General features: G+C 53.2%; 15 protein-coding genes and 1 tRNA gene. 12 read left to right on the top strand and 4 right to left on the bottom strand.

Going from position 1 to position 14,358, the window contains the following annotated elements; genetic code table 11:
• The first annotated feature begins 3 nt into the window (after positions 1-3).
• From TREAZ_RS12605 to TREAZ_RS12565, 9 genes are all read left to right on the top strand, one after another.
• Positions 4-540, top strand: a complete 537-nt coding sequence (locus TREAZ_RS12605; protein WP_015712256.1) for a hypothetical protein — start codon at positions 4-6, stop codon at positions 538-540.
• The gene (locus tag TREAZ_RS12600) at positions 537-1,751 is read left to right on the top strand and encodes a hypothetical protein (RefSeq protein ID WP_015712255.1); all 1,215 of its coding nucleotides are present in this window, start codon (positions 537-539) and stop codon (positions 1,749-1,751) included. The genes TREAZ_RS12605 and TREAZ_RS12600 overlap by 4 nt, the downstream gene beginning before the upstream one ends.
• A gap of 17 nt (positions 1,752-1,768) precedes the next feature.
• Positions 1,769-2,134 carry a hypothetical protein gene (locus TREAZ_RS12595; RefSeq protein ID WP_015712254.1) on the top strand — a complete coding sequence of 122 codons (366 nt, stop codon included), beginning with the start codon at positions 1,769-1,771 and terminating at the stop codon, positions 2,132-2,134.
• Positions 2,135-2,288: 154 nt separating this feature from the next.
• The gene (locus tag TREAZ_RS12590) at positions 2,289-2,741 is read left to right on the top strand and encodes a hypothetical protein (protein ID WP_015712253.1); all 453 of its coding nucleotides are present in this window, start codon (positions 2,289-2,291) and stop codon (positions 2,739-2,741) included.
• Positions 2,738-4,018, top strand: a complete 1,281-nt coding sequence (locus TREAZ_RS12585) for a hypothetical protein (protein ID WP_015712252.1) — start codon at positions 2,738-2,740, stop codon at positions 4,016-4,018. The genes TREAZ_RS12590 and TREAZ_RS12585 overlap by 4 nt, the downstream gene beginning before the upstream one ends.
• Before the next feature lie 12 nt (positions 4,019-4,030).
• Entirely contained in the window at positions 4,031-4,723 is a 693-nt protein-coding gene (locus TREAZ_RS12580) for a FecR domain-containing protein (protein WP_169312635.1), read from the top strand.
• Positions 4,724-4,738: 15 nt separating this feature from the next.
• Positions 4,739-6,664 carry a GLUG motif-containing protein gene (locus TREAZ_RS12575; protein ID WP_148257814.1) on the top strand — a complete coding sequence of 642 codons (1,926 nt, stop codon included), beginning with the start codon at positions 4,739-4,741 and terminating at the stop codon, positions 6,662-6,664.
• A gap of 173 nt (positions 6,665-6,837) precedes the next feature.
• Positions 6,838-9,588 (top strand): CHASE2 domain-containing protein, encoded by a 2,751-nt coding sequence (locus TREAZ_RS12570; protein ID WP_015712251.1) that lies wholly within the window; start codon positions 6,838-6,840, stop codon positions 9,586-9,588.
• A gap of 69 nt (positions 9,589-9,657) precedes the next feature.
• Complete coding sequence (locus TREAZ_RS12565) at positions 9,658-10,509, top strand: hypothetical protein (RefSeq protein WP_015712250.1); 852 nt, start codon at positions 9,658-9,660, stop codon at positions 10,507-10,509.
• A 39-nt stretch (positions 10,510-10,548) separates the two neighbouring features.
• On the opposite strand, the gene TREAZ_RS12560 is transcribed toward TREAZ_RS12565, so the two are convergent.
• From TREAZ_RS12560 to TREAZ_RS17480, 4 genes are all read right to left on the bottom strand, one after another.
• A tRNA-Glu gene (locus TREAZ_RS12560) sits at positions 10,549-10,620 on the bottom strand.
• Positions 10,621-10,686: 66 nt separating this feature from the next.
• Positions 10,687-11,883: a DUF362 domain-containing protein gene (locus TREAZ_RS12555; protein ID WP_148257813.1), complete on the bottom strand. Its 1,197-nt coding sequence runs from the start codon at positions 11,881-11,883 to the stop codon at positions 10,687-10,689.
• Complete coding sequence (locus TREAZ_RS12550) at positions 11,825-12,583, bottom strand: HEAT repeat domain-containing protein (RefSeq protein ID WP_015712248.1); 759 nt, start codon at positions 12,581-12,583, stop codon at positions 11,825-11,827. The genes TREAZ_RS12555 and TREAZ_RS12550 overlap by 59 nt, the downstream gene beginning before the upstream one ends.
• A 35-nt stretch (positions 12,584-12,618) precedes the next feature.
• Positions 12,619-13,227 (bottom strand): hypothetical protein, encoded by a 609-nt coding sequence (locus TREAZ_RS17480; RefSeq protein WP_148257812.1) that lies wholly within the window; start codon positions 13,225-13,227, stop codon positions 12,619-12,621.
• Positions 13,228-13,335: 108 nt separating this feature from the next.
• Between TREAZ_RS17480 and coaD the strand changes: the two genes are divergently transcribed.
• The 3 genes from coaD to acpP all read left to right on the top strand — a co-directional run bounded on the left by coaD (position 13,336) and on the right by acpP (position 14,347).
• Entirely contained in the window at positions 13,336-13,812 is a 477-nt protein-coding gene (gene coaD, locus TREAZ_RS12540; RefSeq protein ID WP_043923511.1) for a pantetheine-phosphate adenylyltransferase, read from the top strand.
• Positions 13,813-13,910: 98 nt separating this feature from the next.
• Complete coding sequence (gene rpmF, locus TREAZ_RS12535) at positions 13,911-14,099, top strand: 50S ribosomal protein L32 (RefSeq protein ID WP_015712245.1); 189 nt, start codon at positions 13,911-13,913, stop codon at positions 14,097-14,099.
• Between the two features lie 11 nt (positions 14,100-14,110).
• Complete coding sequence (acpP, locus tag TREAZ_RS12530; RefSeq protein ID WP_015712244.1) at positions 14,111-14,347, top strand: acyl carrier protein; 237 nt, start codon at positions 14,111-14,113, stop codon at positions 14,345-14,347.
• Positions 14,348-14,358: the final 11 nt, after the last annotated feature.

Here is a 14,358-nt window from a genome sequence, read left to right as displayed (position 1 = left end):
ATAATGGAAGCAACATTGAAGACAAAAACCGCACTGATTAAAAACACCCTGGTAGGAAAGGTGCAGTCCATTGTGGGCTGGTTTACCGCCGTGATCTTTGGACTGGGCTTTTTAGGATTGTTTCTGGTGGAAGAAAATGACGAGGTTTCGGACGTAGGCTATTTTATTACCTTCTTTATTATCGCGTTGGTAGGCGTCTTTTTGATCTATTGCGGCCGCAAAAAGAAGGCTCTGCAAAAAGATTTTAGGCGCTACATCGGCCTTATTTCGATGGACATCACGTCTATCCCCCAGATAGCGCAGCACACCAATCAAAGCGTTGACCAAGTCAAGGCAAATCTTGTCAAGATGATAGACAGGCATTTCTTTGTCGATGCCCGCATCGACGAGCAGCGGAACGAAATCGTAATTGCAGGCAGGGTGAAGGAAGCGCCAAAGGAAGTAGAGATGATCTCCGTAAAGTGCGAAGCCTGCAGCGGTGTAAGCCTTAGGCCCGTAAATGGCAGCGGTGTTTGCGCCTACTGCGGGTCGCCCCTATGAAACATCTGATAATTGCGCTGCTCCTAAGCGCCCTGCTATTCGCCGCGTGCAGCGGCAAGAAGGAAGCCGCCCGGAATAGCGATGCCTCTGAGGCCGTGCTTGGAGACGTAGACGAAGATTTGGTTTCCGCCGCCCTCTTTGCAATCTACGCACAAAAGGGCACCCCCGAATGGAACGCTTTGGACAGCCTGGGGGTCCACACAATCGCCACGGACTTTTCGACCCCCGGCGCAGGAGGTGCGGTGCGGGTGCAGCTCCTGCAGGACCTAAGCTCCTTTATGCTGGCCGCCGTGACATTTAACGACGAAGACGAAGATTTTTACCCCAGCTATGTCTTTTTTGATATACCCGGCAAGGCGGGGGATGTCTACGAGTTTGACGCAATCTTTACCGAAGGCATCCCTCTGGGCAGCATTACTGCGGTGCGTTCAGACAATCGCGGCAACGGCGACCCCTATACCACCTACTATTTGCAGGAATCCGGCTTCGACGGCCTGCCCAACGGGCTGGTGGTCTATAATGAAGAATTTAACAGCCAGGAGGACGAATGGGAAGAACCCAGCGCCCCGCCGGATCAGGACGCTATCTACGACGAGCTTCTGGACAACCAGGACGCGTGGTTTGCAGGTCTTAAAGCCACCAGTCCTTTCGGCAGCTATGACAGGAACATTTTTTCCGGCGGCGATTTTTACCTGGGGGTGGGCATAACTCTGGACATAGACGGAGACGGCATCTTCGAACTTTGGTTTATTGCCACAAATCAGGATCGTTCCGAACAGTACACCTTCCTCTATACCCTTGTGGAGGGAAAGCCCCTTTGCCTGCTCTCTGAACTCACGTTGACCTACGAAGACTTAAGCGATAACCTTCTTGGCTTTATTGATGTGGTCTACGACTACGACACCCTCACCCAGCGTATAGTATTCGTACGCGGAAACATTAGGGGGTTTCCCGGCTGGTCCAGGCGCGATGTCTATTACCGCTACTCCCGGGGAAAGCTTGACAAAATTGCAGATCTTCTAAGCCTTAATGGTTCCCGCAATGAACTTGAGGCCGCAGAATTTTTGACCGGTCCGGAATTCTACACCGGGAACGGCGACGATGATATCACCGTGTTCTTTATAAACGGTAAAGCGGCCACCGCCGATGATTACACCCTTATAGTAGATAGTTACGTCGGTTCCGTGCTGAGCCGATATTATGCAAATTGATATGAGGAGGAAAGAGTATGAAACGTAGAGTAGTATTTGTAGTGATGGTTTTGGCAATTTGTGTGCTGCCAACAATGGTTTTCGCCGCCGACCCGATACTGGGCAAATGGATCAATACCTATATGGAAGGTCCCAATGGAGAGAAGATTACCGCCGCCGAAATGGGTACCAAGGAAACGGATCTATGGACCATTGAATTCAAAGCCGACGGCGAGGCGCTGGTAAAAGATATTATCGAAGGTATTGAGGCCACGTACACCGTCAAGGGCAATGTCATAACCGCAGTATACGACAAAACTTTTACCCACATTTTTATATTGGTCGGCGATACCCTGGTCCGGGATTTTGACGGTATTAAATTGGTGTACGTCAGGGCGAAGTGAATATCGCTCATGAAGACAAGGCTGTCCGCAAAGTAACCGACTTTGTGGGCAGACACTTTTTATAGCCATGTGGCTAAAAATAGGCTGTTTATTTGGACAAAAGATAGTGTTTTCAAGATTACGCAGATGTACAGTATAGTGTTATGGAGGATACATGAAGAAATTTGCATTCCTATTGGCCTGTGCAGTTTTTCTGGCTGCAGGGATCTTTGCCCAGACGGCAGAGCAGCTGGAAGGGCTTTTGGACACTGCTGAAGTTACCTATATGTCGGCAACCCTTTTTGTTCTACAAGGGGCAGGCATTGTGGGCGAAAGCGCCCATGCCGACGCTGCCTTTGCTGAAGCCCGGAGCCGCAGTTTCCTGCCCCGTAACATTGCAGAAAATACCCCCGTAACCCTTGGAGGGCTTTCGTTCCTTATGATGAGGGCTTTTGACATAAAAGGCGGCATGTGGTACCGCCTCTTCCCCGGCCCCCGCTATGCCAACCGCTTCCTGGTCTACCATAAGCTGATACAGGGTTCGACCGACCCGAGCCAGAAGGTTTCGGGCGAGCAGCTCCTCCGCATTTTGGGAAGGGTGCTGAACTACACGGGGGCAGACGCATGAAAGCACGCATAAGCGCCATTACTGCTAAGGGCAAAGCCCTGGGCTTTGCCCTAGGCATTACCCTTGGTATCCTCCTTGCAGGGAACGCCGCCGCCTTCGATTTTGGCATAGTGGCAAGTACCGAGCCGGGCTATTACTCCCCCGAAGGGGAGGGCTTCTTTTTTAATAACAGTCTTACCCCCTGGCTTTCTGCGCCTTTGGGGAGCAAGGCAAACCTCTACCTTTCTCTTAAAGCAAGCCTCGACTACGAAAAGGAAGAATGGGATTTGCCCCTGCTTCTGGAACTGGGGCGCACCGAGTTTACCTACCGCCCGTCTTCCACCGTCTCCTTAGCCCTGGGGCGGCACGCCTTTGGCGACAGCGCCGGCCTTATTGCAAGCGGCCTCTTTGACGGTTTAAGCGGGAGCTTTGCCATAGGAGGCGCACGGCTTGGCGCAGGGGTCTACTATACGGGGCTCTTGTACAAGGGGACATCCCAAATCCTTTTGTCCGACCGCGACAAGATACTCTTCTCTCAAGTGCCGCTGGATTACAACGACATGGATACCTATTTCGGCTCCCGCCGCCTGGTCGCCGCCCTGAGCGGAGAGTTCCCCAGTTTAGGCGCCCGCTCTTCCCTTGCCCTCGATTTAATCGCCCAGTTCGACCTGAACGAAAGCGATCCCGCCATGCCGGGAACTTTCCATTCTCAATACCTCGAAGCCCTCTACACCGTAGAAGCCGCGCCCAGCGTAAGCCTTTCCCTGGCTCTGGTGGGGGGTCTCTCGGAGCTTAAAGCAGACGGCGCAGATACCGATCCCCTTTTCAGTTATGCCCTGAAGGGCGGACTTGACTGGAAGCCGCCCACCGCCCTGCAAGATCTCTTTGCCCTGGAGCTTATCTATGCCTCCGGCGATAAGGACGAAAGCCTTGGGGCCTTTGCGCCTCTAAGCGGCGGCATTTCTGCAGGGCAGATATTCGCGCCCGGTCTTGCAAGCCTGGTGAGCATTAAAGGCGCCTATAGCGCCCGTATACAGGAGACCTTGAGCGCCGAAGCCGCCGCGGTATATTTTTTAAGGACCGACACCAGCACCTTTACGGGCGATGCGGAACTTGACCCGGCAAAAGATTCCCCCGCCCTGGGCATGGAGCTTCTGGGCTGCCTTATCTGGGCCCCCGACCCGGATCTACGGTTTACCCTTAATGCAGGGGCATTCTTCCCCAGTTTGGGCGGCGCCTTTATCGACGATGCCAAAATCAGGTTTAAGACCAGTTTAGCCCTTATTATATCCCTATAAATGGAGGTTGATATGAAAACACAGCACTTAAGAAAGATGTTAGCAGTAGTACTGTTCGTGTGCAGTATTACGGCGATTTCTGCCCAAACGGCGATCATCACAGAAATTAAAGGACGGGTCGAAGTAAAGGAGCAGGGCGCTTCCGCGTATACCCCTGCCGCCCAAGGCCAGAGCGTAAGCACCGATGCCATTATTTCCACCGGCTTTAAGAGCACCGCCGCTGTAACTATCGGCAACTCTACCCTGACCGTGCAGCCTTTAACCCAGTTAAGCCTTGCAGAGTTTTCGGCTTCCGCAGGCGCAGAAAAGGTAAACGTAACCCTGCGAACCGGCCGCGTCAGTGCAAACGTGAACCCCCCTGCCGGGGGCAAGACCGACTTCACCGTGCGCAGCCCTTCTGCCACCGCTTCGGTGCGGGGCACCTCCTTCGACTTTGACGGCGTAAACTTACGCGTCGACGAGGGCACGGTCGCCATAGCCGGCCGCGACCGCATCTCCGTCTACGTTGCCGCCGGTAAAGCCGCTGCCGCAAACCCCGACACCGGCCGCACCCAAAGCCCCGCCGCAGCCATGAGGGAAGACCTTGCCCCCTCGATGCCTATAGGGGTAGATGCAGAGGGAACAGGAGCAGCCGCAGCTTCGGCGCCCCAGGTGATACTTGGCGAAGCAATTTTTACACCCGGTTTTGACTGGGGGAATAAATAAATGAAGGAGTTTAATATGAAGAAGATGTCTCATGCAATCAAATTAACAGTAATACTGTTAGCGGCTGCCCTATGGGCAAGTTCATGTACCCTGCTTTCCAACCCGGAGAGCGGGAAGTCGAGCGGCCTTGAAGCAGGCAAGGGCGCTATTACCATAACCCTTGGCGGCGCTTCAGGGCGGTCTACTCTGTCGGATGCGTTTATCGCAAGCGGCCTTACGTATCGGCTTACCTTTTCAGGCCCTTCAGGAACCTACACCCTGCCGCTGAACGAACCCACCCAAACCTTTCAACTGGAAGCAGGCGATTGGACGATTACCGCCGCCGCCTATACTAAGACCGATAATACGCTAGTCGGCACAGGCGCCCCCATTACAGTTACCATTCTGGCAGGCCAGACCATCAACAAGACCTTTACCATGACCGTAGACCCCACCTACGAAGCGGCCCAGTCGGTGTTCTACATCCACAATGCGGCGGAACTGCAGCGGCTTTCATATACAGCTTATTTAACTGATGCCTCGAACGCCCTTCCTACAGATTCTGGCATTACCTTCTACCTGGAACGGGATATTACGGTAAGCGAATTGATCCCCCTTGGCCCCCCCCTTGTGCTTGCTATGGACGACCTTTCCATTGCCGCAAACCCCTTTGACGCAACCTTTGACGGGCAGGGGCACACCATCACCATTACCAGTTTCCGTGAGGGTCTAGGAGATATGACCGCCCACCTGGGGCTCTTTGGCTACCTGCTGAATGGGACGGTCAAAAACCTCAACGTGGTCTATGCCATTCCCGCGAGCACCGAATCTAACCCGCTAGTCTTCGACATCACCTATAATATAGGCGGCCTTGCGGGGACTATCAACGGCGCAACCATAGAGAACGTCCATGTGTCTGTTTCTGGTGCCAATGCAGCCTTCAATGTGGTAAGGACCAGGGAAACCGGCGGTATAAATGTCGGCGGGATAGCAGGGAAACTGGTTAAAGGCAGCATCACTAACAGTTCCTTTACAGGTATTATTAAAGGGAAGGCTGCCGGACACACTGGTTCATCGAATGCCGATGTGAATGTCGGGGGCATTGTGGGCACGAGCACAGCCACGGTAACAGGCGACGCCGCTATCCGCAGCAGCTTTGCCCTGGGCACTGTGGCAGCTGAAACGGCAGCCCAAACCACAACCGAGAACGCCTATGCCGGGGGCATCCTGGGGTCCGGCAAAGTTAAAATTGAGGATGTCTATGCCTACGCAAAGGTCAGCGTCCTGGGCGGAAAGCAAGCCTATGCCGGGGGCATTGCAGGCTATCCCGGCGATGTCATTACCAACGCCTACGCCCTGGGCACGGTTGCCGCCAAGGCAACGGGTAATATGACCACTGGCGACGACAGCGCCCATGCCGGCGGTATTTTCGGGAAAGGCGTTGGCATTGGCTTTGGCATTGCTGACCACTCGGTGGCCCTGCAAACCAGCATAAAGGCCGAGAATACCGACGCAGACAATCCCTCGTATGTAGCCGCCATCGGCACTGGCAACAGACCCGGCAATTTCAACTTTGCCACCCCTGATATCGGCTTTATCCCGGCGAACACAAATCCCGGTACTGGCAATGTTAGCAGTTATACCACCTATATGCAGAGCAACGGCTATACCGCCTATTCCGACAACCCCCAATATGATAATAACACCAACCTTGCCCGCGCCGACTTCCAGCGCGCGGTGAACCAGCTTACCTACTTCGACCGAAAACCCGTGGACTCCGTTGCTGGCCTTGTTAGTCTCAACGGCGGCCTTAGCTGGGACTTTACCACCCCCAACGGCATCTGGAAGTGGCTCGAAGCCTCCGGTTACCACTACCCGGTACTTTCCTGGGAAACCGTACCCCGCACCGACACCGAAGCAGCCGCCGGCGGCTTTGGCGTGGGGTTTGACTGGAATAATTAACACCAGCACTACGGAAAGCCGCACCCTCCAAGGGGCGGCTTCCGTCGTTTTCGACTCCCCCGGAGCCTTTTCGATGGAGAAGATGTCCGCAGTGCCTACCGTATTGAATAGGCCGCAAAGGAAAGCCAAAGGATGTGTTTTACCAATGCTGCACGTTCTAAAGGATAAGCGCCATGACGATTCGTAAATTATCAATCCTGACCGCCTTCGGGGCGGCGGCGCTTTTTTCGCTCCTCTACCTTGCGCCCTTCTTTGCCGCGGCAGAGAGCAAAATCTACGATGTGTACCTGGGCTTTAGGCCCCCGCGGCAGCGGATACAAAACGTTGCTTTTCTCGACATAGACGACCAGGCCATTGCCCAGGTGGGGGTGTTCCCCTGGCCCCGGTCGGTCATTGCCGACGGGTTGGTGCGGCTCAAGGAGTACGGCATCCAGGCGGCTATCTTCGATATCGAGTTCATCGACAAAAGTCCCACCCAGGTTGACGAGCTCTACCTTCAGCAGGGCCTTGCCGCCGATTACGACCGCCGCTTTTCCGAAGTGGGCTCCGGCATGGCGGAAATCCTCGAAGCCATCAGCGCAGGGCAGATAGGGGCGGCAGAGGCTTCCCGCTACATCGACGATGTCACCCTCATGGTGCAGGAAGGCCGCGACACCCTGTACCGCGAAACCATGCAGATTACCCGTGACAACGACCTCCACCTTGCAGAGGCTTCTGCCCTGTTGGGGAAGGTCTGGGGCACCTTGAACCTCCAGGAACAGTTTGCCCTTGAGGGGGAGCAGGCCCAGCGGCTTGCTCTGGCGGAGGAGCGCTTTTCGTATCCCATTGCCGACCCTGCGGGCGTTGGCGGCGGCAGCGCCGTCGATATCCTCCCTGCCTTGCCCCTCTTTATGGAAGCCGTGAAGGGCGCAGGCTTTACCAATGTCGCCATAGACAGCGACGGAATCAGGCGGCGGCTCTACCTTGCCCGGAAGGTGAAGGGCCGCTGGTACTTGCAGCTTGCCTTTGCGCCTCTGGTGGATATGCTGGGCAGGCCCGATATCGAAGTGGGCAAGGGGCGTCTGGTTATAAAAGGCAGCGGCGGCGATACCGTCATCCCCCTGGATAAGAACGGCGCCATGCTCCTGGACTGGCCCCGGGAAACCTATGCCAAAAGCTACGAGCACGTATCCTTTGTCCGCCTTACCATCCTCGAAGAATACCAGCGTCACATCGAACAGTACCTTGGCGCCCTTGCCTTTATCGACAAAGGGGCCTTCCCCTTTATTGCAGAAGGGGCGGTCTCCCTCCGCGCCCTCTTTGAAGAGGCAGAGTTGGCAAAGGACGCCGCCCTGGCGGAGACTTCCGACGCGGAGTTCGGCCGCTACATCGCCCTCCGCAACCAGGGCTTTGAAGCTCTGGGCGTTTTTACCACCCGGGCTTTTGCCTACCTTGAAGAAACCGTGAACAGCGCCGCCGACCTCGAAGCCATTATGGGCGAGGCCGAATACTGCAACACCCTCCTCGAATACCTTGATACCGAGTTGCACTCCACCAGGGAGCAGCAGGCGTACCTTGAAGGCGCCCTTGACGGCAAGATGTGCATTATCGGACGTGTGGATACGGGCACCACCGATATCGGGGTAAACCCCTTCCATGGGGAATACGTCAACGTGGGCACCCACGGGGTGCTGTTGGACACTATTTTATCAGGATCTTTCATGCAGATCCTGCCGCCCTGGTGGAGCGTTATTCTTGCTTTCCTCCTTGTGCCCCTGGTCATTGTGGGTATTTCCGGGAGGAAGCCCCTGCTCCGCATACTGCTGGGCATTAGTAGTATTGCGCTTACCCTGCTTATTACGTTTGCGCTTTTTTATGCCAAGGGCTTATTCCTGGGTCCCCTGGGGCCGGCACTGGCTATGGCGGCCGCCCTCATCGTGCGGGAGACCATTGCCTTTGCGGGCACCGAAAAGGAGAAGGTGTTTATCCGCTCCGCCTTTTCCCGCTACCTTGCCCCTGCGGTTATCGACCAGATTGTCGCCGACCCTTCCCGTCTCCAACTCGGCGGCCAGCGCTTGGAGATGACCGCCATCTTTACCGACGTTCGCAGTTTTTCTACTATTTCTGAGGCCCTCAAAGACGAGACCGGGGAGCCCGACCCGCATAAGCTCGTGGAGCTGCTCAACTTTTACCTTACCCGCATGAGCGACATTGTCCTTGCAAACCAGGGCACCATTGACAAATACGAGGGCGACGCCATCATCGCCTTTTTCGGCGCCCCTCTCCACATGGAAAACCACGCCAGCCTTGCGGTACGCTCCGCCCTGGAAATGAAGAAAGCAGAAGTCCTTATCAACAAAGAGGCGATGGAAAAGGGCCTTTTGAACGCCGATGTTGCCCAAGCCCTCCTGGCCAAAAAGATTATTAACAGCGTCGACGAGCCCCTGATTTTTACCCGTTTGGGAATAAATACGGGCATGATAGTCGTGGGTAACATGGGCACCCCCAACAAGATGGACTACACCATAATGGGCAACTCTGTAAACCTAGCGGCCCGCCTCGAAGGGGTGAACAAGCAATACAACACCGGGGGCATTTTGATTTCAGGCTACACCCGCAAGCACCTGGGCGATGAGTTTGTCCTCCGCCGCCTGGACCGCGTCAGGGTGGTGGGCATTACCACCTGGGTAAGGCTCTACGAAGTGATGGAATTAACCAGCGAAGCCGGGACCGACCTCCTTGAGCGCATTAAACTCTTCGATGAGGGTGTTGATATTTTCGAAAAGGAAAAAGACTGGGCAAAGGCCGCCAAGCTGTTCAAACAATACCTTGCCCTTGCCCCCTCTGACGGCCCCGCCAAGCTCTACCTGGCCCGCTGCCAGAAGTTCCAAAAAACTCCCCCCGACCCCAAGTGGGAAGGTGTGTTCAATTTGGATCAGAAGTAGATAAGCAGACAAAGCCACAAGCCGCCCAATGGGGGCAGCCGCCCTGCAAGGATATTTGAGAGGGAATTTATGACAGAACATGAATTTTCATATGAGATTTATCTTAGTTGCACGCAGGATGTCTGCATTGTGGGGCGGATGGATAACGATTTTATCTGTGCGCCGTCATTTTCAACGGTATCCGACTTGAAACGTACCCAAGGGGTCATAGAGAAAATTGCAAACGGTGCAAGTACGCTTGTTTCCCCGGTGTTTTCAGAATACGACGAAATAAAACGTAATTGGTACAAACTAAATCTGTCTCAGACAAGACAAAACGGAACGCTCTTATATCATTTGTCGGAGAATGCGGGGGGCTGCTTTGACCGGAGCCTTTTTGCCGATCAAATAAAAGAAATCTTTGAAACACTATCGAAAACAGGTATGGCCCGTCTTGCTGGTAATACCTATCTTCCCGTGCTGCGTTATTACCACGAGTTTCTTAAAAAATACACTATCGGAGAATCACAAGCGGTAGACAACTGCCATCAGTTGAAGGCCATAATCAGTATCATAGAAAGTGAGAGCTACTTAAAATTGTCCTCTGATTCTGTCATTAGAAACTTATACCAGTCCATTGCAAAATGTGTCTCGGATGAAATAGAGCGCACTGTTGAAGATGAATTGCAAACAGCCAAGGCTCGTCTTGCGGATGGCACATATCTTCCTGTACTGCGTTCTTATCATGCCCTCCTTTCAAAATACGACAGGTATAGCCAACAAGCAGTGGAATACTACTATCAGATGAAGCCATTAATTGGCATCATAGAAAGTGAAAGCTACTTATATTCATCTTCTGATTCTGTTGTCAACGATTTATACAAGTCTCTTGCCCGAAGCGCCTCGGAATTATACTCTGCCCACATGGGAACGCGGGGGTAATCAAACTGGGGCGGCGGGCATTAAAAACGCCGCTAAATGCATCTCCCGGGGGAATTGAACCCCCGTTGTCGGGATGAAAACCCGATGTCCTAACCACTAGACGAGGGAGACAGGATACCTTCAAATCTCGAAGGTGAAAGATACGATACAAAATATTACTGTTTTTGTCAAGGGCGGTTACTGAACCTTCTCCACCTTAATTTTGCTTTCGTCCATGGTAACGCTGAAGCCCGCTTTTGCAAGCTCGTTCATGGAAAGCCTGAGCCAGTAACCGAAGGTTCCCGGGTCTTTGGCGTCGGGATCCATAATCTGCCAGCGGTTGCTGCCTGCGGCCCTGGCCGCCGGGATAAGGACATTTTTGCTGGCCCAGTAGTCAAGAGCAACGGGGTCAAGGCTGACTGCGGCCATGTTTTTCTGCACTGCAGTGGAGTAGGAGGAGCCGGGGCCTCTGTCGGGGGCAATGTAGACCATATCCAGGAGGGTAAAGACGGGGAAGCGGGTATTGGCCATCTGGGTTCCCATGCCGCCCCGGCCTACGCTCTGGTGGGGCGACATATTGGTCAGGGAGTTGGAAGGGGTCCCCATGTAGGATTTTATGGCCCCCGTAACCTGGTACTGGCCGTGGTTCTTTAAAACCGGGGCATTGATCACTTTGAGTTTGGCGCTGTCGTAACTTTTGGACGTGCTGTTCCAGACGCCTTTTTTAAAGCTGACCTGGGTTCCATAAGTGGTCGTGAATTTGGCGTAGCTTACCACAATGCCTGTGGGTTCCCGTGCGCCGTCTTCTACCACAAAGCCGTCAGCATTGTCGTTGGATTCAAATTCTTTAACCCTGGTGCGGGTAAACTTGTCCCAGAGAACGCCCGAAACTTTGTAACCCCTGCCCGCAAAATAGTCGGCCACATCCTGGGCAGACTGGGCGCGGTCTTTGGAATTGGGCTGGTCCCAATCAAGATTGCCTCCGCTGCGCTGGGAACCGAACATGCTCTGGCCGTTATCCGCTATGATAATTTCGCCTTTAAATCCATCAGGGTGGTTTACGATATACTGGATGAGGCTTTTGAGCACATCGGTGTTGGTGCCACCCCGTTCGGCCCATTGGGAATTGATTTTGATGAGGATGACATCATCGCTTGCGATAAGTCCCCCATTGTTGGCTCTGCGGTAGAGGGCGGGGCTCATGGCGCCAAGAAGGCGGGCTATGCCGTCATCTGTGCCGTCGGTGTTTTCTTTGACGAAAACAACAGAATCCGCCGATGCTAGACCGGCGGGTATGAGAGCCATGGAGAGGAAAAGGGCAAAGCTTGCGAAGAGCTTAATTCCCTGATTTTGAAGAAGCGTTCTGGCCGTTGTTCTGACTTTGGCTCTGGGCATTGTACTTCCTTAAGTCCATGAGGACCTGTTTTGCCCTTTGCTGAACTGGCTTGATGTAGTTGCCCTCGGCGATGCGGATAATGGTTCTGATCGCCGAAGGATCTTTGATGCCGCCGTTGTGTTGTGCCAATTTCTCGTAGGCTTCAAGGGCTGAGAGAGCCAGGAGATTGTCAGGATTGAGGACATCAAAGCGGGTTACTATCCAGGAAATGGCATTGGCAGTTTCGTTGTTATCGTCGATGCCGATTTTTGCCAGGGATTTGACCACTTCGGTCAGCACCATGGGTTCATTGTCCGCAAGGCACATTTTGATGAGGGTGGTTTTAGCCTCGGGGGTTCCGAGATCGCCCAAATAGGTAGCAGCCTTGGTGCGTACATCGGGGTAATTGTTGACCAGCCTGCCGTTTTCCCTGGTCTGGTTTACGATGCCTTCGGTTCCCAGGTATTCCAGGGAACTCCGGATTTCTTCGCCTGTATTGCCGCGGTCAATTGCGTCGCCGATATATTCCAGGGCCACCAGTTTCATATCCCGGCTTTCTGCCCGGCTTTGCTCCCTGATTATCATGAGTTCCACAGATTCCTGCAGATAGGACTCTTCTACCGACATCTCCCGGTTATTATTTCGGGTTTGAGCCGTTACAAGTCCAGCCGCAAGGGCAAAAACTGCCAGTAAAGCAAAAATCCGCTTAGTGTTTGTCATATCCACTCCTTTTCTTGTCAACTCGAATGCCTAGTCTAATTGGTGATTTTCCAGTCACCGTCGGTTTTTTCCAGATTGTAGAGAATATCCCGCTGGCCTGAATTATCAACCCTGTAAGCCTTTACCTGGTTCTCGGAAATAAATTCTATATCATCCACCCTGTCATTCTTGCGGGCCGGAACCACTATATTGATAAAATAATCCCTGGCGCTCTTGAGCTCCACCTTCCTGACCCTTTTGGGATCCTTTCCGGTGCGGGAAGCCACTGCCTGATCCCTCTTGTAGAGCTCTTCAGTCCGTTCAGCCAAATAGGCGGGAGAGCTGATCGCCGTCATATATGAAACAGAAAGATGGCCGACCCAGCTGTTATAATTCTGGGCCCTGATTATCTGGTTGAGATCCTGAATCAGCTTTTGCACATCCGAAAGGGTAGTGTCCCGTACTTCCTGCGAGACGCTTTCAGGTTTGAAAACATCATCTGCCGGGGCAGGGGGCTGCGTTGCAGGGGCCGCCGGTGCAGCAGGTTCAACCTGGACAGGGGCAGCAGTGGCGGGTTCAACCGGCGCTTCTACCGCCGCAGGGGCAGAAGCGCACGAAAGAACTATGAGAAGAGGGATTGTCAACAAACAAGCTAATCTTTTCATATGTATATTTTATCCGACTATTGCGGTCAAGTCAAATGCCTGGACCGGCTTTTCCCTATTATCGGCACAAACCTTGAATTTTCCCGGAGCATTTATTATAATCGGTTCATGTTTAAGGCGGTTTTCCCGGGATCTTTTGATCCCCCGACCCTGGGTCATACGAATATTATAGAGCGGGCGTCGTCCCTTTTTGACGAGCTTGTGGTGATAGTGGCCGAAAACCGCCAAAAGCGCTATTGCTTCTCTGCGGAGGAGAGGCTGGAAATGATGAACGAGCTTATCAAGCCCTGGAAGAATGTTTCAGCCGTTATATGGGATTCCCTCATTGTGGATTACATGAAGCAGGAGAATATCAGGCTTTTGGTAAGGGGAGTCCGGGGCATGGACGATTTTTCCTACGAATTTGAGCTTTCCATGATGAACAAGGCCCTTCACCCCCATATCGAGACCCTTTTTATGACCACAGACCCCAAATATTTCGTTTTGCGATCCTCTTCTATCAAAGAGCTGGCTTCTTTCCATGGGGATGTTTCCGCCATGGTGCCCCCCCTGGTGTCCAGGGCCTTGAAGGAGAAATTTTCTTAAGCTTATGCTGACTGATCCAATATTGAGCTTGACACAAAGCGGTGAATTTGTTAAACTGAATTTCTACATTGAATTGAATATTCGAAGCGAGGTTTAGAATGGCTGTACCCAGGTTTAAGACGTCGAAGGCAAGAACACGCCGGAGGCAGACGATCAATATGAAGCTCACCGCCCCTTCCATTGTTGAATGCGGCAATTGCGGCAATATGGTATTGCTGCACAGGGTGTGCCCCAAGTGCGGTTTTTACCGGGGCAAACAAGTAATCCTTCCTGAATCGAAGGTTTAAGGGGAATTAAAATGGACGAATTGTTTGAAAAAATAAAGAAACTGATCGCCGACAAGCTGGAAGTGGAAGAGGGCAAGATCACGCTTGACGCTTCCTTCCGCCAGGATCTCGGCGCCGACAGTCTGGACACCTATGAATTGGTCTATGCTATCGAAGAGGAAATGGGCATTTCCATCCCCGACGAGAAGGCCAATGAGTTTGAAACCGTCCGGGATGCCTACGAATACATCAAATCCCAGCAAAAATAAGGGGAAAAAGG

Origin of the sequence: Leadbettera azotonutricia ZAS-9, from assembly GCF_000214355.1 — a bacterium.
Taxonomy (GTDB): Bacteria; Spirochaetota; Spirochaetia; order Treponematales; family Breznakiellaceae; genus Leadbettera; species Leadbettera azotonutricia.
The sequence above is the reverse complement of the archived record's forward strand: the minus strand, read 5'-3'. Positions and strand labels throughout refer to the sequence as shown.

What these genes read in the sequence shown, in the direction of transcription:
- TREAZ_RS12605 (WP_015712256.1), top strand. Translation starts at nt 4, where the DNA reads ATGGAAGCAACATTGAAGACAAAAACCGCACTGATTAAAAACACCCTG.
- TREAZ_RS12600 (WP_015712255.1), top strand. Translation starts at nt 537, where the DNA reads ATGAAACATCTGATAATTGCGCTGCTCCTAAGCGCCCTGCTATTCGCC.
- TREAZ_RS12595 (WP_015712254.1), top strand. Translation starts at nt 1,769, where the DNA reads ATGAAACGTAGAGTAGTATTTGTAGTGATGGTTTTGGCAATTTGTGTG.
- TREAZ_RS12590 (WP_015712253.1), top strand. Translation starts at nt 2,289, where the DNA reads ATGAAGAAATTTGCATTCCTATTGGCCTGTGCAGTTTTTCTGGCTGCA.
- TREAZ_RS12585 (WP_015712252.1), top strand. Translation starts at nt 2,738, where the DNA reads ATGAAAGCACGCATAAGCGCCATTACTGCTAAGGGCAAAGCCCTGGGC.
- TREAZ_RS12580 (WP_169312635.1), top strand. Translation starts at nt 4,031, where the DNA reads ATGAAAACACAGCACTTAAGAAAGATGTTAGCAGTAGTACTGTTCGTG.
- TREAZ_RS12575 (WP_148257814.1), top strand. Translation starts at nt 4,739, where the DNA reads ATGAAGAAGATGTCTCATGCAATCAAATTAACAGTAATACTGTTAGCG.
- TREAZ_RS12570 (WP_015712251.1), top strand. Translation starts at nt 6,838, where the DNA reads ATGACGATTCGTAAATTATCAATCCTGACCGCCTTCGGGGCGGCGGCG.
- TREAZ_RS12565 (WP_015712250.1), top strand. Translation starts at nt 9,658, where the DNA reads ATGACAGAACATGAATTTTCATATGAGATTTATCTTAGTTGCACGCAG.
- TREAZ_RS12555 (WP_148257813.1), bottom strand. Translation starts at nt 11,883, where the DNA reads ATGCCCAGAGCCAAAGTCAGAACAACGGCCAGAACGCTTCTTCAAAAT.
- TREAZ_RS12550 (WP_015712248.1), bottom strand. Translation starts at nt 12,583, where the DNA reads ATGACAAACACTAAGCGGATTTTTGCTTTACTGGCAGTTTTTGCCCTT.
- TREAZ_RS17480 (WP_148257812.1), bottom strand. Translation starts at nt 13,227, where the DNA reads ATGAAAAGATTAGCTTGTTTGTTGACAATCCCTCTTCTCATAGTTCTT.
- coaD (WP_043923511.1), top strand. Translation starts at nt 13,336, where the DNA reads ATGTTTAAGGCGGTTTTCCCGGGATCTTTTGATCCCCCGACCCTGGGT.
- rpmF (WP_015712245.1), top strand. Translation starts at nt 13,911, where the DNA reads ATGGCTGTACCCAGGTTTAAGACGTCGAAGGCAAGAACACGCCGGAGG.
- acpP (WP_015712244.1), top strand. Translation starts at nt 14,111, where the DNA reads ATGGACGAATTGTTTGAAAAAATAAAGAAACTGATCGCCGACAAGCTG.